Source organism: Chlamydia suis, assembly GCF_900169085.1.
Taxonomy (GTDB): domain Bacteria; phylum Chlamydiota; class Chlamydiia; order Chlamydiales; family Chlamydiaceae; genus Chlamydia; species Chlamydia suis.
Map to the genome: position 1 here is coordinate 163,728 of NZ_LT821323.1, position 24,102 is coordinate 187,829.

Consider the following 24,102-nt stretch of genomic DNA (forward strand, 5'->3'; position numbering starts at 1 on the left):
CATAGGGGTCCCAAAAATGGAAGAGCGAGCCGCAGTTGAATATTGGGGAGACTATAAGGTTATCGCAGAACTCGAACAAGGCTTATGGAGCCGGGATGTGCTTGCAGAACATCGATTTATTAAAAAACGACAAGTTCTCAAGATATTACCTCAAGAACTTTCATCGTCAGAAGATTTTATGAAGGTGTTTCAAGAGGTCATCGTGCAATTAGCTTCAATTCGACACCCTAGTCTGATGGCTATCGAGAATGTTTCGCGAGAGAATGATCGGTATTTCATTGTAACAGAAGAGAATAGCAAAACAATTTCTCTTGCTCAGTACTTGTCTGGAAAAAAATTATCAGAAGAAGAGGTTGTACGTTTAATTCAGCAACTATGTGAAGCTTTAGAGTTGGTGCATAATAAAGGGTTAGCTCATGGACAAATTAATTTACACACAGTCCATGTCTCTTTCTCTCAAGGGGAAGCAAGGATTTATCTTCCTGAGATAGGGTTTGCCTCTCTTCTTAGAGAACGGATGTTCTCTTCTCTGATGCAGGAAGGCTCTGCGCAAGAAAGAATGGAGCGTATTCGTGAACTATTAATCTTCGAAGCTCCAGAAGAAAAATCTGCAAACTATCGAGCAGTAGATGCATATTCCGTTGGAGTGTTGGCATATTACTTATTAACGGGACTTTTCCCTTGGGGATCTTTCCCTAAGCCCTCTTCTTATGTGCCCGAGAGTGTTTATGATTGGGATGGGTTCATTATAAGTTGTTTGCAACAACAACAAAAAGCGCGGCCGCAACGTTTGTTTGAGGCGCTAAAAAGAAAAACGCTAGAAGAACAATTTCAGGTAACAAAGGATTGTTGTCGCGAGCATTTACGAGAGATTGTGACACAGGGTGATTCTGCAGAACAGGTCGCTCCCGCAGCATTAATTCGAGAGGGGGAAAAACTTTGTGAGAGCAAAGAGGAACAGCAGGCCTTTGTATTAGTGGAGGCAAAGTCTATTGACGAAGCTATGGTAACAACTGTAGATTCGGAAGAAGGTTCAGAGGGAGGAGAAGTCTACCCCAATCCTTTGCAGTCTTTGCTAGTAAGAGAGCCTGTTGTTAGTCGTTATGTTGAAATAGAAAGAGAGGAAGTAAAACCTCAGCCTATATCTACAGACATGGTGTTTGTTGAGGGAGGAAGTTTTTCTCGTGGAAGCGGGGATGGGCAGCGAGATGAACTGCCAATTCATACCATCACTCTTCCTGGTTTTTTTTTAGATATTCATCCTGTCACGAATGAGCAATTTGTTCGCTTTCTGGAATTTGTTGGAGGGGAGCAGGATGAACATTGCAACGAACTTATCCGCTTAAAAGATTCAAGAATTCAGCGTCGCTCGGGTAGGCTTATTATTGAGCCGGGATATGCTAAACATCCCGTTGTAGGAGTGACTTGGTATGGGGCTTCTTCTTACGCGAATTGGATAGGTAAAAGATTGCCATCCGAAGCAGAATGGGAGGTCGCAGCCTCCGGAGGTAAGCTAGGAATGCGTTATCCGTCCGGAGATGAAATGGATAAAAGCAAAGCGAACTTTTTTAGCTCGGATACAACGCCGGTTATGAGTTATCCTTCTAATGTACTAGGACTTTATGATATGGCCGGCAACATATATGAGTGGTGCCAGGATTGGTACGGCTATGATTTTTATGAAAGCTCAGCCTTAGAACCCGATTCTCCTATAGGTCCTCCTCAAGGAGTTTACAGGGTTTTACGAGGAGGATGTTGGAAAAGTCTAAAAGAAGATCTCCGTTGTGCACATCGCCATCGCAATAATCCAGGAGCTATTAATAGCACCTATGGGTTTCGTTGCGCGAAAGATGTAAAATAAAAGGACTTATTATGAAGGGTTTGTCTCGCGACGACTACATTGCTTTATGTACTGAATTAGTGGAACATGATCGACGATATTATGTATTAGATCGCCCCACAATTTCTGATTATAGCTATGATATGAAGATGCGAAAGCTTCAAGAAATAGAAGCTATGCATCCTGAATGGAAGGTTGCTTGGTCGCCTACTGTCCATTTAGGAGATCGTCCTTCTGGTCAGTTTCCTGTAATACCTCACTCACACCCCATGTTGTCTATAGCGAATGTATATTCTTTGGAGGAGTTGGAGGAGTTTTTTTCTCGGACAGAAAAATTTCTTGGGTATTCTCCTACATATTCTTTAGAGCTAAAGATTGATGGGATTGCTGTTGCGCTTCGGTATAAAAATCGGGCATTTGCGCAAGCTTTGAGTCGAGGGGATGGTGTAAAAGGAGAAGATATTACGGCTAACGTAAGTACGATTCGTTCTTTGCCGATGATGCTTCCTCAAGATGCTCCAGAGGAGGTTGAGGTGCGGGGAGAGGTCTTCTTGTCATACAAAGCTTTTGAGGAGTTGAACGCTAGCCAGCGAGAACAGGGGAAGGTAGAATTCGCAAATCCCCGTAATGCGGCAGGAGGAACTCTTAAACTACTATCTGCTAAGGAAGCTGCCAAAAGAAATCTTGATTTATCTGTTTACGGCTTAATTACAAATTACGAAGAGCCTTCCCATTTTGAAAATCTTCAGTTGTGTGCTCGCTGGGGGTTCCCTGTTGCAGGGATGCCTAAACAGTGTTGTACGAAAGAAGATGTTATCAAGCATCTTCGAAAGATAAAGGAGACTCGTTCAGAACTACCAATGGCTATAGATGGGGTAGTGATTAAAGTCGATAATGTTGCGGATCAGCATCGCTTGGGGTTGACCAGTAAACATTATCGTTGGGCAATTGCTTATAAATACGCTCCTGAAAGAGCCGAAACCGTTTTACAGGATATCGTCGTGCAGGTTGGCAAAACAGGGATTCTAACGCCAGTTGCTGAGTTGGCCCCCGTTTTGCTATCAGGAAGCCGTGTGTCTAGGGCTTCTTTATATAACGAAGATGAAATTGAAAAAAAGGATATCCGCATAGGGGATTCGGTATACGTAGAAAAGGGGGGAGAAGTTATTCCTAAAATTGTTGGGATTAACCTAGCTAAGCGCCCTTCTGATAGCAAACCGTGGAAAATGCCTGAACTATGTCCCATATGCCATACTCCAGTTGTTAAAGAGAAAGTCTCTGTACGATGTATCAACCCTTGTTGTTCGGGAGGGATGCTCGAAAAGCTATGCTTTTTTGCGAGTAAGGGGGCCTTGAATATCGATCATTTGGGAGAAAAGGTTGTTACTAAGCTATTCGAGCTGGGATTAATTCGTTCTTGCTCGGATATATTTGCTCTTACGAAAGAAGATTTACAGCAGGTTCCTGGATTTAAGGAGCGTTCTGTACAAAATTTACTGAAGAGTATCTCCGACGCCAAAGAAGTTGCTTTGGATCGTTTTTTAACGGCGCTTTCTATCCCTTTTGTGGGGAGCACGGGTGCAACTGTTTTAGCGGACCATTTTACAACGTTAGATAATGTGAAAAACGCTTCTTTGGAGGATTTGCTTTCCATAGAAGGGATCGGTCCAAAAGTGGCAGCATCTGTTCTGGACTTCTTTTCGAAATCCGAAAATATCGAAGAAATTCGTCGTATGCAAGAGCTTGGAGTACGAGTTCTTCCTAGACAAACCGATAAAGAGTCTTCTTTACAGGGGAAAATTTTTGTTCTTACAGGGACTCTTCAGGGGATGACGCGATCACAGGCGGAAGAACGGATCCGTTTTTTGGGAGGGAAAATTAGCTCCTCGGTGTCAAAAAATACGTATGCCGTGATTGCGGGAAGCGAGGCTGGCTCTAAGTTAAAAAAAGCTCATGAATTGGGAGTGCCAGTGTGGGGAGAGGACGATTTGTTAAAATTTCTTGACACAACTGCTTAGTGCAGGCCTGGTTTTTATAAAGTTCTCGGCGATTTATATGTAAAAATAAGATATAATACTTCCTTTAAAAATGTTTTTTTAGGGAAATATGACGAATCCGGCCGCGACTTTACCGAGCAGTTCAGATCTTTCTTTGAAGGAGCGTCTAAGCGTTTCAAGCCAGCTATGTACGCAAGCTGGGCAGGGAGAGGCCCAACCTTTGAGCCCAGAAGCTCGAAGCTTGAACTCAAACTTTTCTACTCGGCGAGATTTAATCGACGCCGTGGAGAAGGCGATTTCAAGTGCCAAAGGAAGCGAGCTTAAAAAGCTAAAAGTATATGAGACCGCCCTAAAAATTCTTACGGTTATCGGGTCGGCGATTCTTTTTGCTGTTCCTTTGTGTATGTTGCTTGGTGTGCCTTTATGGATTCCTATTGTTGTCTGTATCGGAGCTGGAATCGTTTTTACGATTGCTAAGGGCTGCTTACGAAAACGTTGTCAGCAGATTCGACAAGAATATCGAGCTTTGCAGCTTTATTACCAGTATCTGCTTTCTAATAAAGACTCTATTGATGGGACGCTGTTAAGTCGATTTGATGTTCGTCTTCGACGAGCTGAAGAGAAATTACATGGAGTAGATTTTGAGAAACGAGCAGCTAATCATCCGATAGCCGCGGATAAACATTACGACTTCGCGGGATTAGCTCATCAGCGCTACCAGGTAGATGCTTCTGTTGGCATTCCTTCTGTTCAAGATGCTTTTTGGCGTTCTGCGGCTCAACAGGTGAAATCTGTTAAGGACGAGATTATCTCAGGGGAAAAAACAAGCGCAGATTTGTCTCCCATATCTGAGCAAGCTTTGCAAATGGTTGGCGTCGATGTTTCCGGGGCCGCGAGAAGAGAGTCTATTTTGGACTTAGCCCAATCCCTATTGAGCATGTTGGCTTGGGGAGCTCAAGTTGGAAAAGATGCTCAGCAGTCTGTACAACAGTATCAGATGCGTTTTTTAGGTAGCCCATTATTGGCAACATGGTGTGGGGCCGGGCTTTCTTCCGCTGCGCAAGATTTCATTGTGAAAGGGAAGGATGTTTTAGAGGTTGCCAGTGAAAACTATAAGAAGCTTCATTTTGCCATAGAACGCGTGCAGCTAGTTCCCGTATTGGACAAGGTTAGAAACTGGAAAAATAAAATTGAGGCTTTACTTAAACAAAAATCTGCTAGGGCAGAGGATTTGCGGCAGCTTTACCGAGAAATCGAATCGGCTATGCACGCCATTTGTCTTGAGGATGGGGTCTCGTCTTATCTGCAAAAACAAGTGCGTTTAGTAACACGCAAATATTTTCACGGGGATTTAGAAAAAATTCTTTCGAAGAAGAATGCGGACTTGCAAGAAGAAGATCTCGCAAGAATGCAAAGAAGTGTGTGCGAGTGCGCTAATTATGTTGCCTCTCTCTTAGAAAATCGCATGGAAGTTGCTAGTGAAACTCCTATCAAGGAGGTAGAAGAGAAGAGTTATCAGGAGCTGATCAGCACGATTTTGCAGATAGGGGGCTCTTCTGGAGGAGTGACTCCTTTGGTTGATAATATTCATCGCGCTATTCGAAAAGGAAGAGAGCTGCGTGGAGAGCTTAGCCAAGCAATGAAGCTACATCCAGAGCGTAGCTTCCAAGGATTACAGGCTTCTGTAGAAAAATTACAAGCGTTTATCAGTGATCCAAAATGGGGAGCTTCTGCGGTTCATCTCTCTCCCCAAGAGACTTTAGAGCAAAAACGTCAGTTTCTTGCAGCACTTACGGAAATTCAAGCTCGTTTGGCAGCTTGGAGAACGCGCTATGGTGAATTCAAAACGACCAAACTGAACAGCATTGTATTGGCGGACAGCATCAAAGGAATCGAAGATTTTTTAGGTGCCCACAAGACTATTACAGAATCTTGCTCTTTAGAGTTGGCCATTGAAGAGTTGACGAGTTGCGAGAACGCTTTGCAAGCAGATTTAGGAAATATAGAGAAGACCCTGGATCCTGCGGACATCGAGACTGCTAAAGAGGAATTTAAAAGCCTGTTGTTAGACCTTGCCGGCATACAAGAGCAGGTGAATCAGCTTTCCCGGCCCGTTTATGAAGAGGGCATGAGCGGTAAGCGTCTCTTATTTGATACGCTATTTTCTCATCCCAAAACGTTACAAAAGAAAGCAAACGAGAAAGGAGCCGTTTTAGAGGCTTTAACCAAAAAGGATCGTCTAACAGGGTCTGACTCAGCCTCTTCAGAGCAAGAAGGAACATTAGAACTGATCTCAAGTGGATATGACTATCTTTCAAGCCTTTTAGGGAAGATTAATACCGTTGAAGCTTTGTTGGAAGAGTCTAGAGGGAAGGAGGCTTCCTCTCAAAACATGCAACAGCTAGTCGGTTTAACAGACGAGCTTGCTTTGGAGTTGTCTTCTTTCCGGCAAGATTCGATGGATAGCCTAGCCCATAGATTGGAGGGATTGAGTGCGTTAGGTTCTCCTGTAGAGGGCGTTGATCTTTCTCCCTCTCCGGTAGCAGAAAAAATAGCAAACTCCTCCCATCAACGAGTTCATAAGGTTACGCAAACGAAGATTTCGCGCACACTAAAAGGTTTCACAAACCTTATTAAGGAATTGCGAAGCTCTTTGCGCAATGCAATGCTCACTAAGGCTGTTGTGGCGGCGATTCTTTCAATAGCCTTTTCTTGTCTAGCAATAGCTCTGTTTTCTGTTCAGTTTACATGGCTTCCGATAGTCTTTTGTGTCGTAGCTTTGGTGCTAGAAGCCGTTCCCTCTGCATTGTCTATTTGGATAGATAGAAAAAACTGGAAGAGCGAAGTGGCTTCTCTTGCGAAAGAGTTGGCTGAAGACAATCGGAAGCTGCCTTATCCAGAAATAGATGTGAAAAACGTTAAGAAGTTGCAAAAACTTCGAGATGTTTATGGGCTTGATGGTGCTGCTGAGCTTCGTGTAGCGGAAGCGGCTTTATTGGGAACAGAGAAGCTGCCTGAAGAGCTGAAACAGGATACGTTACAAAGTACGATTAAAGCTCTGAAAGCAGATGCTCAGGTTCTTAATAAGAAGTTTAAGAAGCTTCCGGAGCAATATCAGCCTCAAGGGACAGAAAAAACCGTCATTTCAGCGAAACTCGGAGATAGCGGGACTGCAGAGATAGAAAAAGAAATTGCCGCTATCGAAGCAAAACAAGAGGAGTATCATGCGGCTTGTTGTCAGTTCGAGGCTATAAGCTCGAGATTTTTGGCAGAGCAGCATAAAACAAAATTTTTAGAGTCTTTGCTAGCTCAAAAACGCAAAGAGGTTGCCAATCTCTGTGCTCAAGAGGAGCGTTATTCGCAGATAGTGAATCGTCTAGAGGTTTTGGTGGCAAGAAAGAACATGCTTGTTCAACGGGCTTCTAAAGAAGAAGTCTCAACCAAAATGAGTGAGTTGCTCTCCCTCAACAATCGGTTGATGCAAGCTCATGCTAACCGGGATTTGGAAGAGGATAACAGCCTGCATAGGGAGCTGCAAGATCGGTTTAACAAACTTGCTGAAGAAGGCTCTTTACAAGCTGTTAAAGCATCGCTGGAATTGAATATGTGTTTGGGCAATGCAGGACAGGCTCTTTATCACGTGGAGCAAAAGCGGGCCTCCTCCGAAAACATCTTGAACCAAAATCCGCAACAGTTTCTTCAGTATAGTGAAAACCTTTTTGCCTCTTATGATAAAGCAGATCGGACGCCCCTTTTACGGTTCATTTTAGGGCCGGGATGGAATGTGATTCGCGAAGCTTGTGCGGAGCTGAAATCTCTAAGCAAACGCTGGCAGAAAGAAGGAGCCCCGCTTTCTTCTGAAGATTATGAGAAAGCGTGTAGAGCTCTGGATCGTTTTCTTAAAGCTCGGAAGGAGATTCGTCCAGAGCTAAGTTTACCTTTTGGAGACGACAAACACGAGGCAGATGTTCGATTGCAGCATCAAATACGGAAAAGTCTGGAGACAAAGACTCAAGTAACGATTGGCTATCAAGAGTCTTGTAGAAATACGCTATTGCTTTTGGAAGATTGGATTCAGAAAACTCGACAAGAGTCCGAAGACTGTCGAAAAGTAGAAGAGGCAATACAAGGATTCTGTCAGAAAGAGGGTCCCGGCAAAGAGTCTTCAGATGCCTTAGAGGCACTATTTTCTAGTTTACACGATGAGATAAGCAAGATACCTGTGGATGTCCTTCGAGCTATCTTACGCTCTTTATCCTCAAAGGTTTTGCGCATCATGGATCAAAGGTTAGAGCTTGAAAAATTAGAAGAAAAGTTTGTCAAGGCAGACGCTGTTATTAAGGCCAAAGAGGCTGAGTTTGAACTGAACGGAGAGACGTGGCATAACCAGTACCAGCTCTTACAAACCCAGATAGAAAAGCTCGAATCTCGAAAGAGAAAATTGTTGGAAGAGAAAGATCTGTAAAAGTAGGGCCTGAGACAAGCCCTACCTTATTAGATATGTTCGGTAGAAAAAATGCGAAGTAGATAAGAGATGAGTTCGTGCAGTTTAAATGCATGCGTTCTGTATCCGATGTAGCGATCCGGACGAATAATGAATAAAGATTCCGGGTTAGCATGGTACAGTTTATGAACTGCAGGATCTTCGGTTACGGTTACATCCACCCATTCACCATACTCTTCCAGAAGAGCGGGAACCAGATCGGGGCGCTCTTTAAAGAAAATGAGCAGATGCTTGGCATCTTTCAACGAGTCTAACAAATAATCCCCGGTTTCTAATCGAGCATCTAAAGCGCGAGATCCTGGTCTAGGACCTCGGATTTCTTTATCGTGAGGAGAGGCTTTAATGATATCGCTGGCTTCGTATTTGGAGGCTTTGTGAGAAGGGTAGTAAAATTCTCCTTCTGCGGAATCAAGCTGCCGGCATCCCTTCAAGTAGTAGTACATTAAAGCTGGGGTGTACATGTTGGAAAAAAGAAGCTTAGAAGCTCGTTTTTGATGCACCTCATTAAAATGGGGCAGCACGTGACTGGTTTTTAATTCTCTGGCAAGGATCAATTGAGAGGAAGCAGCTTTTTTTATAACAGGGAGAATTTTCCATCCCAAATTAAAAGCTTCATGAATATTGGTGTTCACCCCGGAGAGATAAGAAAAGGAGAGGTTATTGGTGATGCTCCCTAAGAAAATATAGCGGCCATGGCAAAAAGGATATTGTAGAAACGAAGTAGAAATAGAAAGGGAGTTTTCTGCTAAAGCTAGGCTATAGGTGTATAGAAGTTTATTTTTAAATTTAGAAGAAATGGGGCCGGAGGTATTCGCTAGATAAAGCTGACGAGAGCCTCTGTAAGGATTGTAAAAAACAAAATTAACAAAACTCTTTGTTACAGGAAGAAGATGGAGGTGATCTTCTTCAAAAGGCTCGCCTTCTTCACAGTCTATGAACAAGGCTTCTTTATGCAGTTTTTTAGGTTTGATGTGAGCTTTGAGCAGATCTTTAAGGTCTGGATCCGCATCCATTTCGCATGCAACGATCCACTTCGGGGTAAAAATTTCTCTGCCTTCATACACTTGAGAGGAGTTTTTTGTGCTCTCTATGAATAGATTTTGTTCTACTTGAGTAACGGGACGCGTTGCCCAATTGACTACTCCCCCGCGTTTTTCAAATTCCTGGAGAAGATGAGAAACCAAGTCTTCGTAAGAAATAAGAAGAGAAAAGGGATAACGAGAAGCCGAAGCCTGGTTGAATTTAAAAAGAACCGAGCGTTGTTTCCAGTGATAACGAGCTCCAAAAATCTTGCGCCCCTTATCCAAAAGATTCCCTAAAAGATGGCTATTATCAAGGAGCTCCAGGGAGGAAGATGATAGAACCAGAGGGAGAGTGTGCAGGGGGAGGGGAAGGGGAGCTGTTACATGATCCCGGGAATCTATTATTTTAATACTGGCGCCATGCTGCTGTAAGATGTTGGCAAGTATCAATCCCGAAGGGTTGACTCCCATAATTAGAACATCGATCATGGTATCCTCTCGAGCTAGATGCACTCTATTTGAGAACATGTTCACCAAACGAAGCGGGTGAAAACATGTTTACGCCTGGTGTAGGAGTATACGTGAGAATCCTTTTAAAAGGAATCTTGAGAATGCAAAACACGAGCCTTGAAGACAAGAAAATGGGGCATCTCCTGCCCCAATAGAAGCGAGCATTAAAGGTTTGTTTTAAAGTGTGTTAAAATATCCTGTAAAACCTGGCTGCGGAAAGGAGAGGAGGCAATGTCGTGAGCAGTGTTGGCATAGATTTTAAAGAGCATCTGTGTAGGAGCTGCCCCTAAAAATAGACGTTGGTGGGCCATAGAAACCACGCGATCGTCGAGACCATGTTGATGAAGGATAGGAATTCTTCTTGGCAGGGAAAGCAAGAGAACATGGTCTTGGATTCCCAAGAAAAAGTCGATGTCTTCTCGACAAAGTTTGATAGGAAGATGTTTGAATCCAAAAGCTTGGCCAACGCCGCTAGCCGCAGAAGGATCGGCCAGAGTAGATAAGCCGATTGTTGCACAGATTTCCTTGAGAAGAATAATGCCATCGGCGACAGGAGCCCAAACAGAAATAGCTTGAATGGTGTACTTTCTAGGTTTATAGGTGCTAGCCAGGTGGATGGTGGTATGACATCCTAAAGAGACGCCAGCAATGCCGATGCGATGAGGATTGACTTCTGAGTATTCGGATACTGCGGCTAGGATGTCCTCTCCATTTCTTAGATAGGTGCGCGCGGGGATTTGATCGCAGCATCCTTCACTGCTTCCACATCCTGCCATATCAAATCTAGCAACAGCAATTCCGTTAGACGCAAGCAACTGGGCGAGTTCGCGGTACACCCCATCAGATCCAAAACAGTTTCCTCGAAATCCGTGGAAAAAGATGACGGTTGGATAACCCCCTTGAGGCATAGGAGTTGTAGGGGTGTGGAATACTCCTACAAGGTTGTATCCGCAGCTAACAACATTTACGCTGCGGCAACGTTCCCGAGGCGCTACTTTATCCTCCGTGATGGTGAGGTATGTTTCTGGAATAGCAGGAAATCCTGGCACCTCAACGGGAGCAGCGAAACAGCTGCTGGATAATAAGCATAGGAAGGAAGCAAACTTTTTCATCTATAAAAGCCCTTTATTTTCCAAAAAACTTCTAAGAAAGTAGTGTTTTTGCGTTTTTGCTTTTCAAAAAAGAAGAAACAGGAAGAAATGATAAGGCAATTTATGGGATAAAACAACCCTTTTTGCAGTTTTTAAAAAGATTTTTTGTCTTTAAAGCTTGTTGAGAGGCTGGTTTTATCAATAAATTTATAGGAAGCAAGAGTTCTCGGTACATGAGATTCTCGTTTAAAAACAAAGAAAATAAAATCTTTTTGAAGAATCCCCGAAAGACGCTTCCCTTTGAACAATTTAGAGAGCAAACCTTGATTATTTTTGAAAATAGCTATAGCATAGGAGCTGATTTAGCATTTTCTTGAGAAAAGGTTCATTCATGGCCAGCAAAAACCGCGAAATTATTAAATTGAAAAGCACAGAAAGTTCTGAAATGTATTGGACTGTTAAAAACAAAAGAAAAACAACCGGTCGACTAGAACTTAAAAAATATGATAAAAAGCTGCGTAAGCACGTTATCTTCAAAGAAGCTAAGTAGGCTCTTACCTAGCTTCTAGATCCCCATGGGTGTCATGAAGTTAGAATTGTTATTAGCCTTTAAGTATCTAATTCCAAGAAAAAAAAGATTTTCTTCTTCCGTAGTTTCAGTTTTTTCTGTGGGGATTATTGCTCTTGTCATTTGGCTGTCCGTGGTCTTTATGTCTGTGATCCACGGACTGCAGCAAAGATGGGTGGGAGATCTCGCGAAGCTGCACGCCTCCATTAGGATTGAGCCTTCTGATAAATATTACGACTCCTATTATTATCAAATCGACTCTCACGCAGAAGCTTCGCAATATGTGTACAAAACCATAGGGGAAAAGCTTCTTGCTGAGCAGACGGATCCCTATGATCCCGATATAGATTTTGTGCTTCCAGAAACTTTCCCGGCTCCCGAATTTTCTGCGAGTGGAAAAGTTTTGGATCCTGTTCGTGTAGCAAATGAGAAGGTGGAAGCCTTCCTTTCTCTTCGTAAGGGCTCTTTTGTTGAGTTTGAGGAGGGGATGGGGTATGTGCGCTTGGATAGATCTTTGCGACAGAATAACGTAGAACCCCGGTCTTTGTCTCAGTATCTTGCCTATTCTTCAGAGGACTTTTATCAACAGCGAGTGCTTCCTTTTGAAGAGACGGATTATTCGACAGAAGTTTTAAATCGTTTCAATGCTTCTCCCGAAGGTTGGCGCGCCGATTTTCGTGTTCTTCAGGAAAGGTTTCGAGGCGAGTCAGTCATTCTTCCCGTTTATTATCGAGACCAGGGCTATCGAGTTGGCGATACGGCATCGTTATCCATTTTCTCTGTAAAAAAAGAGGGGGAGGTACGCTATCCTTTGCGGATAATCGGGTTCTATAATCCCGGCGTTTCTCCTTTCGGAGGAAAAACTATTTTTATTGATAAGGAGCTGGCGACATCCATACGCTCTGAATCTGAAGGCCTGGGCATGCACAATGGATGGCAGGTGTTTCTTCCTGATGTTAAAGAGATTCCCTCTATCAAGCGAGCTCTTCAAGGTTTACTTAAAGAGGCTGGGGTCTCCTCATATTGGGAAGTATCCTCTCTATACGATTATGAGTTTTTTAAACCTATTTTAGATCAGCTTCAAAGTGATCAGGTGTTGTTTTCAATAGTTTCTTTTATCGTGCTGATTGTAGCCTGTTCTAACGTTGTCACTATGTCTATCTTGTTAGTAAATAATAAGAAAAAGGAGATCGGCATTTTGAAAGCAATGGGGGCTTCTTCTTCTCGGTTAAGATTAGTGTTTGGATTATGTGGAGCTTGTTCAGGACTGGTTGGAGCCTTCATAGGATCCATTTTGGCAATGGTGACATTAAAAAATTTAAATGTTTTGACAAATTGGCTGAGCGTATTGCAGGGAAGGGAAGCTTTTAACCCATCTTTTTTTGGCGAGCAGCTTCCCCAAGACTTTCATCTGCCGACTGTCATGTGGTTATTATTAGGAACTCTTATTTTAGCAGCTATTTCTGGAGCTCTTCCTGCACAGCATGTAGCGCGTATGCAGGTTTCTGATATTTTAAAATCCGAGTAGATTATGGGGATTCTTGTTGAAGCGCGTAGCGTTTCAAAAACTATTAAGCAGCACGACATTTGCATCGACCTTCTGAAGGACGTATCTTTTCGACTACATGCAGGAGAGGTTGTGGCGATTACCGGAGCTTCTGGTAGCGGCAAGAGTTCTTTGTTGCATCTTTTAGGAACCTTGGATCAGCCGAGTTCTGGTCAGATATTATTTTTCGGTAAAACAGTGAGGCAAGAAGACCTTCCTGTTTTTAGAAATCGTAGGATAGGGTTTATTTTTCAGAACTTCTATTTATTAGAGGATGACTCGGTAATCAATAATGTGTTGATGCCGGCGCAAATCGCGCGTAAGGATACAGGAAAGAAGTCCGAAGCACGAGAAAGAGCTCTCTATCTATTAGAGTCTGTGGGGCTTGCTGGTCGGCAGAAGGAAAAAGGAGCTGTGCTCTCCGGAGGAGAAAAGCAACGAGTGGCTATAGCGCGAGCGTTGATAAACGATCCTGAAATTGTGCTGGCTGACGAGCCCTCAGGAAACTTAGACCGTGGAACGGCAGACACGATACACGAACTATTGTTATCGCTTGCGGAGAAGCATCGTGGTGTATTGATTGTAACTCACGACAGAGAATTAGCTGGAAAGTGCCATCGAGAAGAGATTCTTCGCGATGGCACCTTAATGCAGCGTCAGTAGGCGCTTAAGACGGGGCCCCTCAGGCACCCTTGAAAAAGACGGGCTCTTAACTTACCATCCGGGAATTGTTAAGCGTCCCGCCCCCTTACCTAAACGTCTACGCCCCCAGACTAACACATGGGGCATAAGTTGTAAAGAGCTCATTATCAATAACCTGAGGATTTTTTGATAATGAAAATAGCATCTTCTTGTCTTGTTGTACGCGACAGCGTACTGTGGTTATCTTGAAGAGGTGTTGTGGATAGATATCTTCCGCTTGACACATGCTTCAAGCGAACTTCATCCCCATCTCGGAGAAGTTGATCTTTAGTAGTATTTAACTTTTCAACAACCCATCCGCAGCGTGTTGTGTAGTAGCTGTTATCAAAGTAGGCCTCTCCGGCGTTTCCATAGAAGGATAGGTAGGGACAACCGGCAAATTCGCTTCCGAAGATTTTTTGCCGAATCGGTAACGATCCTATGAAGCAGTAGGTTTGGTTTAGCATTTTTTGCGAAGAGAGTTCGTTATTATTTACACAGAAATAAAAGACAATAGGCGTTGCTGAGGAGCGTTCTGTTAATCTTGGGAAGAGGTAGGGAAGTGTAGACCAGGAAGCTACATAAGGCGAGCTAACAACGAGAGGAGCGCGGGCTGCTTCTAGAGTAAACCAAGAAGAGGGGTTATTAATCCCGGCAGTAAATACAGAGCGTTCTCCTTGTTCGTCTATTTTATGCTCTTTAAGGTAAACGTGAACGGCCTGTTGGAGAGCGTTTCGCTTACGAGCTAATTCGGTAGGGTCTATTTCAGGGAAATACTGCGGGGTTAACAGGTTTGTTATAGGAAGTAGGGAGACCTGAATAGGAACGGGCTCCAAATGAACGCTTTCGGACCAATCTTTAAAATCTAAGTGGTCGTCATGGACAGAGGGTAAGACCGTGCCGCCTAAAAATACCGTGTGGGAAGAGGAAGAAGAACTGTAGCTAGAGTAGCCGGATTCTGTGCTACTGGACACAGAGCTTTTTAATAAAGCATTTGCAGCTGCAGTCTCTAAAGAAATTTTCTTACTATGAAGCTCTTCCACTTGCTCGAAGGACAGCTTAAGAACTTGAAACCCTAAACCTCCGAAAGTGGCTGATGTAATGTAATGAGTCCCGAATTTTTGGATGAAAGCTGTCCAAGAATCTGGAGAGTTCTCGTTTAATTTGTTTTCGATCCAACTGCGGAAACAGCTGTCCAGACGTTTTTGAGTAGGGTTAGAACCATCATCTTCTTTGAGAATATAAAGTGAGTGCGCAGCCGTAGAGCAAGTCACGGTATTTTTGGCATGACGGGTATTTTTATGTACGAACTCGCAAGTAAGGCTACCAGAGAAAGCTGCTGCTTCAGAAAGGCTCAAGTCGGAGTCTTCAGATTGAGATACAAAGGGATTTGTTGGATCTTGAGACAGAGCATCAAGGTTTTTTTTGGTTTCAATTTGATAGATATGGCAGTCATCTAAACTACGTTGAAACCCGGATTTGATTTTCCGTATAGCGTAGGTTTGTTCTGACGCCGACTTGATACTAGAAATTCCTAAGTCGATCAATACAGCGGCAATAGTATGTGATCCGACTTGGATTTGGTAATTGTACTTCGACTCCGTAAACCCTTGCAAATCTAAACGAACGCTTCCTTCTGTAAGAATTTGGCTTTTAGCTTGGTGTCTCCATAAATTACCGAAGGTGATTTTATTGATGAGGATTTTGGCTTCTCTTTTGTATTTTTTAACGATGTCGACAAGTTTAGGAGTATAACTAGGGAAAAGCTGTTTTCTAGTTACTAGAATTTCCTTTTGTCCAGAGCCCACTAACGGAGGATTTTGAAAAGGTACTGCGGCAAAAAAATCGGGTACGCAGAAGGTGACGGAAGCAGAAAAGTTTTGTGTAAAGGAAGTGTTTTCTTCAAAAATAGAAGTGTTGATCTCTACGTCAAGAGAGGGTTTTGGGAAAAATTTTGTCCCTTGAGGAATGCCGAATCGTCCATCCGGGCTTAGCTGAGCAGTTTCTCTTGTAAAGGAATAATCTAGGACATTCTCTTCGCTTACTGTGTTGAGGATATTTATGGGATCTAATTTCACGATATCAACAGCGCGGCCTAAAAAGTCGACATTGCGAATAAGCTCGATCTCATCTGAAACTAAAGACACCTTTGGAGCTTTTTTTTCTTTAGGAAGGGTTTCTCGAGAAATGCGATATAGTATGCCGTCGGAAGAGCTTTTTAACAGGGTTTGTTTGATTTCTTCTAAGAGTTCTTCATCTGATCGCATAGGGATAGAAGAAGCGACTAAGCAGGTAGCAGCACAAGCGGAGAGTCTGGGTTCAAGGACTGTGAAAAGAGCCCCGTCTTTTGTAGCTTCCCAAGATAGGATATAAGGAGGTTCTTGAGAGGTTTTTTCCATAAAAGAAGGGGTGTCAAAAATTTCTACAGGTAAATCCTCAATAAAAGCAGCTAAGCGATTCTCTTCTTCGATGTAAGCCTCCGAGGCGACAGGATGGCGTCCTAATCGAGGGTTAAAAACAGAAAGGGGCTGAACAACATACAAAAAGGAAGAACGTTGCATTAAGGGCTCTCCGATTTTAGACTGCAATGATCGGTTTATAATGAAAGGATTTTCTTTTTAAGAAAAGCAAAGAAAGCAGAAAGAAGAAACTCTTTGTCATTAAAAAACTTTTGTGAAAACTGAATAACCAGCCTTACGAAAGTATAAGGTAAAGGCTCTTTCTAATCGCTAATCGGAAAAGCTCTATTCGTAGCTAGAACAAGGAATTTATCTGTTTATAGAGCTCTCCCAATTATGCTGGATCGGGGGAAGGAATACTCAAACAACTCAACAAGTTCTATTAAGAACAAATAAAGGGAGAGTGGTGTCTAGCAGCGATCTCTTTATCGGGAGGCTTTTTGTTGATTTCAGCGTTTTCGTTTGACACAAGGGCCTTGTGAAGTGCCCTCTTCTGGGTCGTCGTCTAATGGGGAAGAGAGTGTTGCTAGAGCTTCCTCTGCCGATCGTTTGGGTCGAAGAGGAATTTTGGCAGTCTCCTCGGTGATGAGAGTGTTATTGGACTCTAAGAACCTCCAGATGTCATTGAAAGCGTCCAGTTGTGTTTGGGACGCAGGGCAAAGGATGAAGGAATCTTCTGCATTTATCCTAAAACCGCCTGTGCTCCAGTTAGCGGATCCCCAGAAAATAACTTTATTGTCAATGCAACACATCTTGGTATGTAGCACTCCGTCATGAGTTCGCTCATACACAGGAAGTGGTGGTGTGGTTTTGCTTGCCACACCATAGGCAATAGCTTTTTGACGAGGATCGATGATAACTTTAACGCGCACTCCTCTTCTAACAGCTCTAGCTAGAGCGGCAAACAGATCGGGAGCCGTAAAGACATACACAGCAACGCGAATATTGGATCTCGCATCATCAATATGTTTGAGAAGGATGTTCTTAAGCTGTCCATGGTATTGTCTGGAAGAAGGAACGTAAGTAAGGGTCTGGCCTCCTCCTAAGTAGGTAGATTTTTTTTGCGCCGTAAGGATACTTCTGCAAGCCTCGGGATCTGTGATTTTAGAGGTCCAGTTGACATCGTATTGAAGAGAGAGTGGGGTATAGTTAGCTGATCCAGCGAATACCATTTTATTATCAATACAAGTGGTTTTTTTATGGAAAAGAGCTGTTGTTTCCGAGGAGATTAGATCCACAGAGCTTCCCTTACAGAGATCTTCTATGTTGGGAGAGTCTTGATATTGCACACGAACGGGTGTGTGTCGAGAGGCCTTGATTAGAGCCTGGATAATCTCTGGCGATGAGATCTTATACATCTTCATGCAAACCAGTTTTTTGGCAGAGAGAATCGCTTTACAAATCGCCTTTGTTGGATTGTTATTTGTACTTTGATGCGCGGAGAAAAAGGTAACAAGTTCTTCTTGTGTTAACGGGCGGGGAACGCTACCGCTTGCAGGTCTCCTTGATGAGGTTTGGCGTGAGGAACTTCGTCTATCGCGACGAGAAGAGTCGGTGTGGTGAGAGCGTGAGGAGCGGTGTGAGGAAGCTTCGGAAACGCGCATATCCCGGTCCCTTCTTGATGGAGCGTGGTTGGGTGAAATATGGCGCGAAGTGACTGCGGATACGCGATCTCTTGAATCCGTTAGTTGAGGGGAGTGTCTTCTTCTATAGCTATGAGTATAACTCTCTAAGGTGTACCGCCGAGATTCTGCGCGAGCTTGTCTATAGTCTCGGGGATCGTGATGATGTGTAGAAGATCTGTAAGCTCTTGAAACAGATCTGGCCGTGCGCTCCCGATGGGAGGGGGTGCTGGAACGGTGACTAGAATGGCCCCCGCTGTGGTGGTGTCTACTAACATGACGATGAGAGTCGGAACGATGGATACTCATAACTAAGAGTTTTTTGTTTTTTTATTTTTTTGCGAAAGCATTTTAAATTGAGTTTGTATTGGGTTCAACATTGTTTGTTTTGATTTTAGTGTTTTTTATAAACACTTAATTTCTTTTCAGAGAAGGGTGTGTAACAGTTTTTTGAATTGGCGTGTTTTTTTTTGTAAAATTCCTTATTGGTTTTTTCTTTTAAATCATGAACCACAATGTTTCATTACAGTGCGCATCCCGGCTTAGCTCGCCTGTTATAGAACTCTCCCAATTAAGAACAAATAAAGGGAGGGTGGTGTCTAGCAGCGATCTCTTTATCGGGATGCTTTTTGTTGATTTCAGCGTTTTCGTTTGACACAAGGGCCTTGTGAAGTGCCCTCTCCAGGGTCGTCGTCTATTGGGGAAGAGAGTGTTGCTAGAGCTTCCTCTGCCGATCGTTTGGGTCGAAGAGGAATTTTGGCAGTGTCCTCGGTGATGAGAGTGTTATTGGACTCTAAGAACTTCCAGATGTCATTGAAAGCGTCCAGTTGTGTTTGGGATGCAGGGCAAAGGATGAAGGAATCTTCTGCATTTTTCGTAAAACCGCCCGTGCTCCAGTTAGCGGATCCCCAGATAAGAATTTTATTGTCAATGCAACACATCTTGGTGTGTAGCACTCCGTCATGAGTTCGCTCATACACAGGAAGTGGTGGTGTGGTTTTGCTTGCTATATTATAGGTAATAGCTTTTTGACGAGAATCGATGATAATTTTAACGCGCACTCCTCTTCCAGCAGCTTTAGCTAGAGCGATAAACAGATCGGGAACCGTAAAGACATACACAGCAATGCGAATCTCGAATTTAGCTTCATCAATATATTTGAGAAGGAAGTTCTTAAGCTGTCCATGGGAGTGACTGGAAGAAGGAACGTAAGTAAGGTGCTGGCCTCCTCCTAAGTAGATAAATTTTTTGCGCGTAGTAAGGATGCTTCTGCAAGCCTCGGGATCTGAGATTCTAGAGGTCCAGTTGACATCGTGTTGAAGAGAGAGAGTAGTATAGTTAGCTGATCCAACGAATACAATTTTATCATCAATACAAGTGGTTTTTTTATGGAAAAGAGATGTTGCTTCCGAAGAGAGTAGCTCCACAGAGCTTCCCTTACAGAGATCTGCTATGTTGGGAGATTCTTGATAGTGCACACGAACGGGTGTGTGTTGAGAGGCCTTGATTAGAGCCTGGATAATCTCTGGTGATGAGATTGTATACATCTTCATGCGAACCAGTCTTTTGGCAGAGAGAATCGCTTTACAAATCGCCTTTGTTGGATTGTTATTTGTACTTTGATGCGCGGAGAAAAAGGTAACAAGTTCTTCTTGTGTTAACGGGCGGGGAACGCTACCGCTTGCAGGTCTCCTTGATGAGGTTGGGCGTGAGGAACTTCTTCTATCGCGATGAGAAGTGGAGGAACTTCGTCTATCGCGACGAGAAGAGTCGGTGTGGTGAGAGCGTGAGGAGCGGTGTGAGGAAGCTTCGGAAATGCGCGTATCCCGGTCCCTTCTTGATGGAGAGTGGTTGGGTGAAATATGGCGCGTAGAGGCTGCGGATACGCGATCTCTTGAATCCGTTAGTTGGGGGGAGTGTCTTCTATAGCTAGGAGTATAATGCTCTACGGCGTGCCGCCGAGATTCTGCGCGAGCTTGTCTATAGTCTCGGGGATCGTGATGATGTGTAGAAGATCTGTAAGCTCTTGAAACAGATGCGGCTGTGCGCTCCCGATGGGAGGGGGTGCTGGAACGGGGATTAGAATGGCCCCTGCTGTGGTGGTGGCTACTAACATGACGATGAGAGCCGGAAGAACGATGGATACTCATAACCAAGAGTTTTTAATTTTTATTTTTTTGCGAAAGCATTTTAAATTGAGTTTGTATTGGGTTCAACATTGTTTGTTTTGCTTTTAGTGTTTTTTATAAACACTTAATTTCTTTTCAGAGAAGGACGTGTAACAGTTTTTTGAATTGGTGTGTTTTTTTTTTGTAAAATTCCTTGCTTAAAGAGAAAAACACTATTTGCTCTAGTGAAAACATCGTAAGTTTTTGAAGAATTGTCGAAGCGGAGATAACTCCCAATTTTTGTTAGTTGTTCGTTTAATATAGGTCCGGGAAAGTTACGCATAGAGTAAGGAGAAATCCTTACATCCGAGGAGACTAGTTGGCTGTGTTAATGATGAAGAGTTTTTTGATCGAAGGTTTGGTGTTTTTTCACTACAACTTGGAAGGTAATGATAAGTTGGGTTTTCAGAAAACAGACAGCTTGTAGATGTTTAAAAAATTGTTTTTTTTAATAAAGCTGTGCTTCGGGTAGACCCTGAGCGGGATCGGAGGGAAAGGGCTAGGGAAGAAAGAAGAAGCCTTAGAACGAGGCTTCTTCTAGGAACGGCAATATTTTGTTGAGTTTTGTCTCTGCGAGATACACTCCTCACCTTGTAGAAGAGGTTCCTTCTCCCGGATCGTACATAAGATCTTCTTCTTCGTCTTTAATCTGCTTTAGTGTTCGAGGAGGAAGCAGGGAAGATTCTTTTGTGAGAGGTTCCGAGCTTTCTTGAATAGCTCGCCACAATTCACGGAGAGACTGTAGTTGCAGTTCTGTCAGGTTTTGAATAACAAATAAATCTTCCAAATTTCTCGATAAGCCGCATTTCGTCCAGTTAGGAGATCCTATGATTAGGGTTCTGTTATCGATGCAGCACATTTTCGTATGTAAAATTCCTCCTCGGGCACACTCCCTAATCGTTAACGGAAGGTTATTTTCTTCAACAATCTTAAAGGTGTTTCTCTTTTCTCGTGGATCGATAACTATTTGTACATCCACACCTCTTCTAGCAGCTGCCCCCACCGCTTTAAGGATTCTTTGATGAGAGAAGATGTACATTGCAATACGGATGGTGTGTTTTGCTTTGGCAATAGAAGAAAGAATTGGCTGGAGAGGCTTCCCTCCAGATTGCTGGTTGATCGGACAGTAGGTGATAGTCTGATTTCCAACAACCGTCGTTGCATGGGTACTGGATGCTACTTGAGCACACAGGGGAGCATTGTGTACAAGCATAGCAAGGTTATAATCTTGTGTAAGCGAACGGTCTGTGAAATTCCCTGTGCTCACAAATATTTTTTTATAATCGACAAAAGCGGACTTTTTATGTAACAGGGCACGACTGTCTCTTTTGTTAAGTTTGACAGCAGATCCTGCGAATATCCCCCGAACTTGGTCTCCTTGTTGGTAACGCACGACTGTGGAAACGCGATCAGCAGCTTCAATTAGAGCCTGAAGAATTTGAGGAGAGGAAATGTGGTATATTTTCAAAAAGACGTTCTTTTTAGCATTTCGGATCAAGCTACAAAGAGTGTCTAAAGGTTTATTATTGATCTTTTGGTGCGCAGAGAAGAAGGTAATCAGTTCTTTGTGCCCAAGAACTCTGGGAACCTTGTGTGTGGGGCCGCCTTTGGAAGGTTGTCTCCGTTTTGTTGATTTTTTTGGACTAGTAGAGAGAGAGTGTGTGGTTGCGTAAGAGGTGGAGGGTTGAGGAGATAGGGGGTCGCGAGAGCGAGATGTTTCGTGTCGAGGTGAAGAACTCGCACGCCAGCTTCTTGTTTTATACCCTTCTGAGGATGAGCGAAGGCGTTCTATGGTATAGAGGGTCCGCTCACAAGCGGGGGACGAGCTTCCGCTTCTTGTGCCTCTGGAGGAGATGCGTCGACGAGGGGCTGTTCCGTGACTGTAGTCATAGATAACTCGAGAACTCCAATCTCCGTTTTTATAAATGCTTGATATGGCGGCGGCTACAGGGTCTTCTTTGCGGGAAGGGGCAGACCTTCTGCTAGTACTAGATGAGTTTGCGCAGCTAATAGATGAAGAGCTGTGACTCGAGTGAGCCTGTCTTGACGAACAAGGAGAACACATGTTTTGTACTTAGTTTTTTTTGTTGGATTGTCAATTATAGTTGTTTGATTTGGTTGATTTCAATTCGATTTGTTTTTGTTTTTAATTGGTTTGTTTTAAGTTTTTAATAGATGTTGTTTTGAATTTTAAATTTTATAAGATAATTGCAAGATTACAGGAAGGAGCTATTGTGAGATAGCCAGCTCCATATTTCTTGGATGGCGAGGAGTTGTTTGGGCGTTAGCGGAGATACAAGCAGCAGATCCTTGTTTTTTGCAGGGCGCGGCGGAGGAATCGGATCGTTATGAGTGGTTTCAGATTGGAAGCGGAGGCGCCCTTGAGAACGATATTCAGAGTTTTCTGGAGACAGGCCTAATTTGTTAGAAAGGACAAGCAGCCCTGTGCGGGCTGCTTTTTTCTTAGAGAAGAACAAGTTTATTCGTCTTCTTCAGGGGAAGAAGAAGGTTTATTTTTGTGTTCGAATGCATTCTCAGCCGTGACCAAACGACTCGAAGAGAGAAGCTCTCCCCACAGATTAAAGAAGACGGCGAGCTGTCTACGGGTCGGCTTATGGACAATAAGAAGATCTTCGATATTGAACTGTACCCCTCTTCTCGTCCAGTTGGCAGAGCTTAGAATGAGGGTTTTGAGGTCTATACAGCAAGCTTTGCAATGTAGAAATCCCTCGCAGACTCCTTCATAAAGGTCTACTGAAGAGCCTAGGGCATTTAAGAATTCGAAAGGCGTGTGTTTATCGCGAGGGTTTACAATAACAGAGACTTGAACGCCTCTTTGTGCGGCTTCGTGTAGGGCGGCTAGGATCGTTCTATTTGAGAGAATAAACATAGCAAGTCGAATCGTTTTATCAGCAGAGCGTATAGCAGCTACAATATTTTGCAGGGTTCTGGAGCTTTTATGTCGAGTGAGGATATAGTAATCTAATTGTTGAAGGCCTGCAGTGCATGGGCCAGAGCTGCGCTCCTGTATACGCTGACAGAGAGAAGGGCTTTTAACTATTGCTAAAAGGTTTGTATCACGGGTGAAAGCTCCGTCTGCAAAATTAGCAGAACCGAGAATAGCTAGCCAATTATCGATCACTACATTTTTGCGATGCAGCAAAGCGGCTCGTCGTGACTCAAATTGTTGCAAGATAACATTGGGGTGGGAAAGTAGGGATTCATGGTTGGAAATAAATTGGTATTGTAAAAGCACGCGAACGCCAGCATTCGCTCGTTCTAAAATAGCCTCTATAATTTTTGGAGAGGAGATTTTGTAAATACAGAAGAAAAGCTCTGTTTGTGCAAGGCGAATAGAATCACAGATCACATCTAAAGAAGATTCTCCTGATTGTGTAGAGAAGAGTTGAAGGGCTTCTCCTGGTAAGTGGGGCGTAGAGGGAGTTTTTGAGAGAAAAGGTGTGGAGTGTGCGGCAAAATGCGTGACTAAGGCGCCTTCTTCTAGAGCGTTTCTATTACAGGGTTCTTCTTGTGGGCTTTCTGTATCGTCAGGATAAGGGTGTGTGTGTGGGGCGCATACAAAAGGTCCTTCGTAAGGGGCATAAGGATTATGGGGGCAGTCAGTGTATAGATCTAGGGAGTCTAAATAGCGTAAGAAGGGCTCATTCTGGGGAGAGGTGGATGAGTAAGGTAGGCAAAATTGCTCGAATTGATGAGATGTTGCGGTAGAGCCGGCTCTAGGTGTGAATTCTGCCGCGTTGGGATTAAGATTGGAAGTCTGTAGACCCAGAGACAGATTTTCTATCGCAGCAGCTAATTCATGCTGTGGGAGCTCTTCAGGAGAAATAAAATAAGCTCCTACCTCTTCTGGGGATGCCTGTGGGCCTCTTTGTAAAGGGGGAGGGGAATCTGAAACCGACGACTCTTGATAAGGTGAATAATTAGAGTTTCTATTTATGCTCATAACTACCAACAAATTTACGCCGAATAAGTATAAATAATCGGCGTTTTTGTTTTATGAGTTCTTATTTGTTCAATAAAATCTTATTCTAAAAGCGGGGATACAGAACGGAAAATTCCTCAAAGATCTTTAT

The 24,102-nt window shown here is 43.4% G+C and carries 14 protein-coding genes; 6 read left to right on the forward strand and 8 right to left on the reverse strand.

What is annotated here, in order from left to right; genetic code table 11:
• Positions 1-16: 16 nt before the first annotated feature.
• The 3 genes from B6E89_RS00775 to B6E89_RS00785 all read left to right on the forward strand — a co-directional run bounded on the left by B6E89_RS00775 (position 17) and on the right by B6E89_RS00785 (position 8,302).
• Positions 17-1,861, forward strand: coding sequence for an SUMF1/EgtB/PvdO family nonheme iron enzyme (locus tag B6E89_RS00775; protein ID WP_080132869.1), 1,845 nt, complete (start codon positions 17-19; stop codon positions 1,859-1,861).
• An 11-nt stretch (positions 1,862-1,872) separates the two neighbouring features.
• Positions 1,873-3,858, forward strand: a complete 1,986-nt coding sequence (ligA, locus tag B6E89_RS00780; RefSeq protein WP_080132870.1) for an NAD-dependent DNA ligase LigA — start codon at positions 1,873-1,875, stop codon at positions 3,856-3,858.
• 88 nt (positions 3,859-3,946) lie between these two features.
• Positions 3,947-8,302 carry a hypothetical protein gene (locus B6E89_RS00785; protein ID WP_080132871.1) on the forward strand — a complete coding sequence of 1,452 codons (4,356 nt, stop codon included), beginning with the start codon at positions 3,947-3,949 and terminating at the stop codon, positions 8,300-8,302.
• A gap of 29 nt (positions 8,303-8,331) precedes the next feature.
• Here the strand turns inward: B6E89_RS00785 and B6E89_RS00790 are convergent, their stop codons facing one another.
• Positions 8,332-9,852 (reverse strand): FAD-dependent monooxygenase, encoded by a 1,521-nt coding sequence (locus B6E89_RS00790; RefSeq protein WP_080123522.1) that lies wholly within the window; start codon positions 9,850-9,852, stop codon positions 8,332-8,334.
• A gap of 185 nt (positions 9,853-10,037) precedes the next feature.
• Positions 10,038-10,985, reverse strand: a complete 948-nt coding sequence (locus B6E89_RS00795) for an alpha/beta hydrolase (RefSeq protein ID WP_080132872.1) — start codon at positions 10,983-10,985, stop codon at positions 10,038-10,040.
• Positions 10,986-11,355: 370 nt separating this feature from the next.
• On the opposite strand from B6E89_RS00795, the gene rpmG reads away from it, so the two are divergent.
• From rpmG to B6E89_RS00810, 3 genes are read left to right on the forward strand one after another with little or no spacing between them, the layout of a single operon-like run.
• On the forward strand, positions 11,356-11,514 hold the full coding sequence (gene rpmG, locus B6E89_RS00800; protein WP_080121198.1) for a 50S ribosomal protein L33: 159 nt from the start codon (positions 11,356-11,358) through the stop codon (positions 11,512-11,514).
• A gap of 34 nt (positions 11,515-11,548) precedes the next feature.
• Entirely contained in the window at positions 11,549-13,060 is a 1,512-nt protein-coding gene (locus B6E89_RS00805; protein ID WP_080133252.1) for an ABC transporter permease, read from the forward strand.
• A 3-nt stretch (positions 13,061-13,063) separates the two neighbouring features.
• Entirely contained in the window at positions 13,064-13,741 is a 678-nt protein-coding gene (locus tag B6E89_RS00810) for an ABC transporter ATP-binding protein (RefSeq protein WP_080121200.1), read from the forward strand.
• A gap of 146 nt (positions 13,742-13,887) precedes the next feature.
• On the opposite strand, the gene B6E89_RS00815 is transcribed toward B6E89_RS00810, so the two are convergent.
• From B6E89_RS00815 to B6E89_RS00845, 6 genes are all read right to left on the reverse strand, one after another.
• Entirely contained in the window at positions 13,888-16,320 is a 2,433-nt protein-coding gene (locus tag B6E89_RS00815; protein WP_035405769.1) for an MAC/perforin domain-containing protein, read from the reverse strand.
• Positions 16,321-16,667: 347 nt separating this feature from the next.
• Positions 16,668-18,149 (reverse strand): phospholipase D-like domain-containing protein, encoded by a 1,482-nt coding sequence (locus tag B6E89_RS00820; protein WP_080132873.1) that lies wholly within the window; start codon positions 18,147-18,149, stop codon positions 16,668-16,670.
• 329 nt (positions 18,150-18,478) lie between these two features.
• A complete protein-coding gene (locus B6E89_RS00825; protein ID WP_080132874.1) occupies positions 18,479-19,990 on the reverse strand; it encodes a phospholipase D-like domain-containing protein in 1,512 nt (503 codons plus the stop codon).
• A gap of 604 nt (positions 19,991-20,594) precedes the next feature.
• The gene (locus B6E89_RS00835) at positions 20,595-22,073 is read right to left on the reverse strand and encodes a phospholipase D-like domain-containing protein (RefSeq protein WP_080132879.1); all 1,479 of its coding nucleotides are present in this window, start codon (positions 22,071-22,073) and stop codon (positions 20,595-20,597) included.
• Between the two features lie 151 nt (positions 22,074-22,224).
• Positions 22,225-22,485, reverse strand: a complete 261-nt coding sequence (locus tag B6E89_RS00840; protein WP_080132882.1) for a hypothetical protein — start codon at positions 22,483-22,485, stop codon at positions 22,225-22,227.
• Between the two features lie 2 nt (positions 22,486-22,487).
• Positions 22,488-23,972: a phospholipase D-like domain-containing protein gene (locus tag B6E89_RS00845; protein WP_080133253.1), complete on the reverse strand. Its 1,485-nt coding sequence runs from the start codon at positions 23,970-23,972 to the stop codon at positions 22,488-22,490.
• Positions 23,973-24,102 lie beyond the last annotated feature (130 nt).

Excerpts from the sequence above, each read along its gene's own strand:
- B6E89_RS00845 (WP_080133253.1), bottom strand. The coding sequence starts at position 23,972 with ATGAGCATAAATAGAAACTCTAATTATTCACCTTATCAAGAGTCGTCG.
- B6E89_RS00815 (WP_035405769.1), bottom strand. The coding sequence starts at position 16,320 with ATGCAACGTTCTTCCTTTTTGTATGTTGTTCAGCCCCTTTCTGTTTTT.
- B6E89_RS00810 (WP_080121200.1), top strand. The coding sequence starts at position 13,064 with ATGGGGATTCTTGTTGAAGCGCGTAGCGTTTCAAAAACTATTAAGCAG.
- B6E89_RS00820 (WP_080132873.1), bottom strand. The coding sequence starts at position 18,149 with ATGAGTATCCATCGTTCCGACTCTCATCGTCATGTTAGTAGACACCAC.
- B6E89_RS00775 (WP_080132869.1), top strand. The coding sequence starts at position 17 with ATGGAAGAGCGAGCCGCAGTTGAATATTGGGGAGACTATAAGGTTATC.
- B6E89_RS00805 (WP_080133252.1), top strand. The coding sequence starts at position 11,549 with ATGAAGTTAGAATTGTTATTAGCCTTTAAGTATCTAATTCCAAGAAAA.
- B6E89_RS00785 (WP_080132871.1), top strand. The coding sequence starts at position 3,947 with ATGACGAATCCGGCCGCGACTTTACCGAGCAGTTCAGATCTTTCTTTG.
- B6E89_RS00825 (WP_080132874.1), bottom strand. The coding sequence starts at position 19,990 with ATGAGTATCCATCGTTCTTCCGGCTCTCATCGTCATGTTAGTAGCCAC.
- B6E89_RS00795 (WP_080132872.1), bottom strand. The coding sequence starts at position 10,985 with ATGAAAAAGTTTGCTTCCTTCCTATGCTTATTATCCAGCAGCTGTTTC.
- rpmG (WP_080121198.1), top strand. The coding sequence starts at position 11,356 with ATGGCCAGCAAAAACCGCGAAATTATTAAATTGAAAAGCACAGAAAGT.
- B6E89_RS00790 (WP_080123522.1), bottom strand. The coding sequence starts at position 9,852 with ATGATCGATGTTCTAATTATGGGAGTCAACCCTTCGGGATTGATACTT.
- ligA (WP_080132870.1), top strand. The coding sequence starts at position 1,873 with ATGAAGGGTTTGTCTCGCGACGACTACATTGCTTTATGTACTGAATTA.
- B6E89_RS00835 (WP_080132879.1), bottom strand. The coding sequence starts at position 22,073 with ATGTGTTCTCCTTGTTCGTCAAGACAGGCTCACTCGAGTCACAGCTCT.